The organism is Skermanella sp. (assembly GCF_059503625.1).
In genome coordinates this window covers 1-4,007 of sequence record NZ_JCACHA010000090.1, presented here as the reverse complement: position 1 = coordinate 4,007, position 4,007 = coordinate 1, and the positions used below count along the sequence as shown (strand labels likewise).

4 protein-coding genes are annotated in these 4,007 nt (G+C 67.8%); 3 read left to right on the top strand and 1 reads right to left on the bottom strand.

What is annotated here, in order from left to right:
* The coding region (locus AC5JJ6_RS02385) for a TonB-dependent receptor (protein ID WP_496040507.1) at positions 1-1,430 on the bottom strand (1,430 nt) is incomplete at its 3' end.
* 254 nt (positions 1,431-1,684) lie between these two features.
* Here AC5JJ6_RS02385 and exbB point away from each other — a divergent pair.
* From exbB to AC5JJ6_RS02370, 3 genes are read left to right on the top strand one after another with little or no spacing between them, the layout of a single operon-like run.
* Positions 1,685-2,656 carry a tonB-system energizer ExbB gene (exbB, locus tag AC5JJ6_RS02380; protein ID WP_496040506.1) on the top strand — a complete coding sequence of 324 codons (972 nt, stop codon included), beginning with the start codon at positions 1,685-1,687 and terminating at the stop codon, positions 2,654-2,656.
* 5 nt (positions 2,657-2,661) lie between these two features.
* On the top strand, positions 2,662-3,102 hold the full coding sequence (gene exbD, locus AC5JJ6_RS02375; protein WP_429645113.1) for a TonB system transport protein ExbD: 441 nt from the start codon (positions 2,662-2,664) through the stop codon (positions 3,100-3,102).
* Entirely contained in the window at positions 3,099-3,926 is an 828-nt protein-coding gene (locus AC5JJ6_RS02370; RefSeq protein WP_496040505.1) for an energy transducer TonB family protein, read from the top strand. The genes exbD and AC5JJ6_RS02370 overlap by 4 nt, the downstream gene beginning before the upstream one ends.
* Positions 3,927-4,007: the final 81 nt, after the last annotated feature.

Sequence of the window (4,007 nt, the reverse complement as noted above, 5' to 3'; positions counted from 1 at the left end):
AAGCTGGTGCCGTAGGATGCGTAATAAGTCTGCTGGTCGGTCGGCTCGTACACCACGGCCGCCCGCGTGCTCCACATGTTGTCGGTCCGGTCCAGCGACAGGCCGGCCACCTTCTCCTCGCTCTCGGCGTCGAACCGGTCCCAGCGCACGCCGCCGATGATCGACCACTCCTCCGTCAGCTTGATCTGGTCGAAGGCATAGACGCCGACGGTCGTCGCATCGGCGCTGGTATTCGTCGTCAGCCCGCGCGGCGTCCCGACGCCCGCGTTCGGATCGGGATCGAGCAGGCTGGCGGTCGGCAGGCCGGTGAAGCCGAATCGCTTGGTGTCGGTGTCGTCGTAGCCAAGTTCCACCCCCGCGACCAGGGTATGGCCCAGCGGCCCGGTGGTGAAGTTGGCCGTGGCGGTGGTCTGGTTGTTGACGGTCAGCGTCTCGCTGTCCAGGCTCGGGCGGCTGCGCGTCACCCTGATCGACGACAGCGGCGTCCCGATGGGCGCATTGACGCGCGGCGCCGTGGTCGTGGCGTCGCGCGTGTAGTATCCGGCGCGCAGGGTGTTCGACACCTTCAGCCAGTCGGTCGCGACATGGTCCAGCTTGGCGGTCAGCAGGTCCACCGTCACGTCCTCGTTGTCGTCTTTCAAACCATAGAAGGTGTCGAGCGAGACCGGCGCCGGACGTCCGAAGACATAGGGCAGGCCGTAGTCGGGCCGGTTGTCTTCCTCTTGATGCAGGTATGACAGGGTGAACTGGGTATCGGTGCCAAGCCCGATGCCGATCGACGGCGCCACGCCCCAGCGCTTCTGTTCGACCAGATCGCGCCCGACCGTGTCGGAATCCTGCCCCATCACGTTCAGCCGGATGGCGGAGGTCGGTCCGACCGGCAGGTTGATATCGGCGGTCCCCCGGTAGAACGGCCCGTTGCCCAGGCTGATCTCGGCGCTGTTGAACCGCTCCAGGGTCGGAGCCTTGGTCACCATGTTGATGACGCCGCCGGTCGATCCCCGCCCGAACAGCAGCGACGACGGCCCCTTCAGGACCTCGATCGAATCGATGTTGAAGGTGTCGCGGTTGTACTGGCCCGGATCGCGGGCGCCATCGACGAACAGGTCGCCGCGCGCCGAAAAGCCCCGGATCGTCAGGGTATCGCCCTGTGCCCCGCCCTCGCCCGCATTGATCGAGATGCCGGGGACGTTGCGGACGGCTTCCCGCAGGGTCGTGATGTTCTTCTCCTCGATCAGTTCCTGCGGCACGACCGAGATCCCCTGCGGCGTGTCCTGGATCGAGGACGGCAGGCGGTCCAGCGACGGCTGGCGCTCCATCGTGTTCCTGGTTTCCGACCCCGTAACGGTAACCGGACCGAGCGTTTCCACCTGCCCGCTTTCCGCGCCGGTCTGCGCATCCTGTGCGGTCTGCGCGGAAGCTGCCGTCACTCCGCCGGTCGTGGAAATCGCCAGGGCCGCAGTCAAAGCGAATGAAGGCGCCAAGCGGTAAGATTTGGATATGTCCGGTGTCATGTTTTACAACTTTCCCATTTTCTTATGCGACTAAGTCTTAGTCTCGCCATCAAAATGCCGCAACCGCTATATGAGATTGACTCGCAAAATCATTTGCATCGCTCGGCATCGTCCCCTATGCATGATTCGCACGGTCAATTTCCTGGGACCCCGTTGTTGGGGAAAGATGCATGATCAATCCGCGCCTCCTCCTCTGGCTGCCCATCACGATCCTGTTCGTCGTGTTCGTTTCCACCCTGGCGCCCGCGCAGGAAGCATCCCCACAGCCGCCGCAGGGTGTGGAGCAGCCAGCCGGTGAGACGCCGCCCCCGCCGGCTGCGGTCCCTGCCCCGGAAGCCGGAACCGCGCCGCAAAGCCAAGCCGCGCCGCCGGCGGAAGCCGCCCCGCCAGCCGATGCAGCGCCGGAGCAGGCCGCGAACGATCCGATCCCCGACACCACCCTGCCGGCCGGCCATGACCTCTCCCCCTGGGGCATGTTCATGGCGGCCGACATCGTCGTTAAGTCCGTCATGGTCGGTCTGGCGCTCGCCTCGGTCCTGACCTGGACAGTGCTGCTCGCCAAGGCGATCGAGCTTGGCGCCGCCAAGCGCAGGGTCGCCCGCGCCCTCGCCATGATCGGTTCCGCGCACTCGCTGGCGGACGCGGCGGAACACAGCCGCCCGGCCCATGGCCCCGTCCATGGGCTGGTCAAGGCCGCCGTGGCGGAGCATGGCCTTTGGTTCGTCGGCATGGACAAGTCGGGCCTGCGCGACCGGGTCGAATCCCGGCTCGACCGCCTGGTCGCCGCCAGCAGCCGGCGCATGACCAGGGGCACCGGCATTCTCGCCACCATCGGCTCCACCGGCCCCTTCGTCGGGCTGTTCGGCACGGTCTGGGGCATCATGAACAGCTTCATCGGCATATCGGAGGCGCAGACGACCAACCTCGCCGTCGTCGCTCCCGGCATCGCCGAAGCCTTGCTGGCGACCGCCATGGGCCTCGTCGCAGCCATCCCCGCCGTCGTCATCTACAACGCCTTCGCCCGGTCGATCTCCGGCTACAAGGCCCTGCTGCTCGACGCTTCGGCCGAACTGCTCCGCCTCGTATCCCGCGATATCGACCGCGCGACCATCCCCAATTCCCTGCGCAAGGCGGCGGAGTAGCAGTCATGGCCGCCAAACTCGGTTCCTCCGGCGACGACGGCGACGATCTCGCCGAGACCCACGAGATCAACGTCACGCCCTTCATCGACGTGATCCTCGTCCTGCTGATCATCTTCATGGTCGCGGCCCCGCTCGCCACCGTGGACGTGCCGGTCGATCTGCCCTCGTCCACCGCGACGCCGCAGCCCAAGCCGGACAAGCCGCTCTACCTGACGGTCAAGTCCGACCTGTCGCTGGCGATCGGCGACGACGCGCTGGGAGAAGCCGGCCTGGGTCCCGCCCTCGACCGCGCGACTTCCGGCAACCGGGACCAGCGCATCTTCCTGCGCGCCGACAAGACAGTCGACTACGGCAGCCTGATGACCGTGATGAACGACCTGCGGGCCGCCGGATATCTCAAGATCGCGCTGGTCGGCCTTGAAGGCATGCCTGCACCCGCACCATGAGTTCCGATACCCTTCGCTGGGGCCTCAGCGCCGGTTTCGTGCTGGCGGTCCACGCCGGCATCGTCGTCAGCGTGCTTGCCCTGGACACCCCTCCGCCGCCGACCGAGCTTCCCGGCCCCGTCCTGATCGATCTGGCGCCCCTGCCGGCCGCCCCGCCGCCGGCGCCCGAGCCGGAACCCGTCGCCGAGGAACCGCCGCCCCCCGAACCTCCCCCGCCGGAGCCGGAACCCCCGCCCCCGGAACCGCCGCCCGAGCCGCCTCCCCCGGAGCCTCCCCCCCCGGAACCGCCACCACCACCTCCCGAGCCCCCGCCCGAACCGCCTCCGCCGGAACCCCCGCCGCAGGTGGAGCCGGAACTGGCGCTGCCGACGGTGACGCCGCCGAAACCGCCCCCGCCCAAGCCGCCGCCGCCCAGGCAGGCGGTCGTCCGCCCGCGTCCGCCCGATCCGGTGCCAGCCGCCCCGGCGCCGCCCCCGGCGATGCCGAGCGAACCGGCTCCGGAACCGGCGCCGAGGCCGGTAGCCTCGCAGTCCAACGTCATGCCGACGTTCCAGCAAAAGCTGCTCCGGCACCTGGACCAGAACAAGCGCTACCCGCAGACCTCGCAGCGGCGGCGGCAGCAGGGCACGGCGATGCTGCGCTTCACGATGGACGCCGACGGCAACGTCCTGTCCTTCCGGCTGGAGAAGACCTCCGGCTACGAAGCGCTGGACGAGGAAGTGCTTGCCATGATCAAGCGCGCCGAGCCGCTGCCGAAGATCCCGGCCGACCTCGGGCGCGACCGGCTGGAACTGGTGGTGCCGGTCCAGTTCGCTCTGCGCTGATTCCCCAGGGAAAATGCTCTCGCCTTGTAGGTCGGTCTAGAGCCAATACCGTTCAGGATGATTTTCCATAAATCGGTTTTG

Bases quoted from the DNA above. Each gene is read 5' to 3' on its own strand.
- exbD (WP_429645113.1), top strand. From the start codon at position 2,662: ATGGCCGCCAAACTCGGTTCCTCCGGCGACGACGGCGACGATCTCGCC.
- AC5JJ6_RS02370 (WP_496040505.1), top strand. From the start codon at position 3,099: ATGAGTTCCGATACCCTTCGCTGGGGCCTCAGCGCCGGTTTCGTGCTG.
- exbB (WP_496040506.1), top strand. From the start codon at position 1,685: ATGATCAATCCGCGCCTCCTCCTCTGGCTGCCCATCACGATCCTGTTC.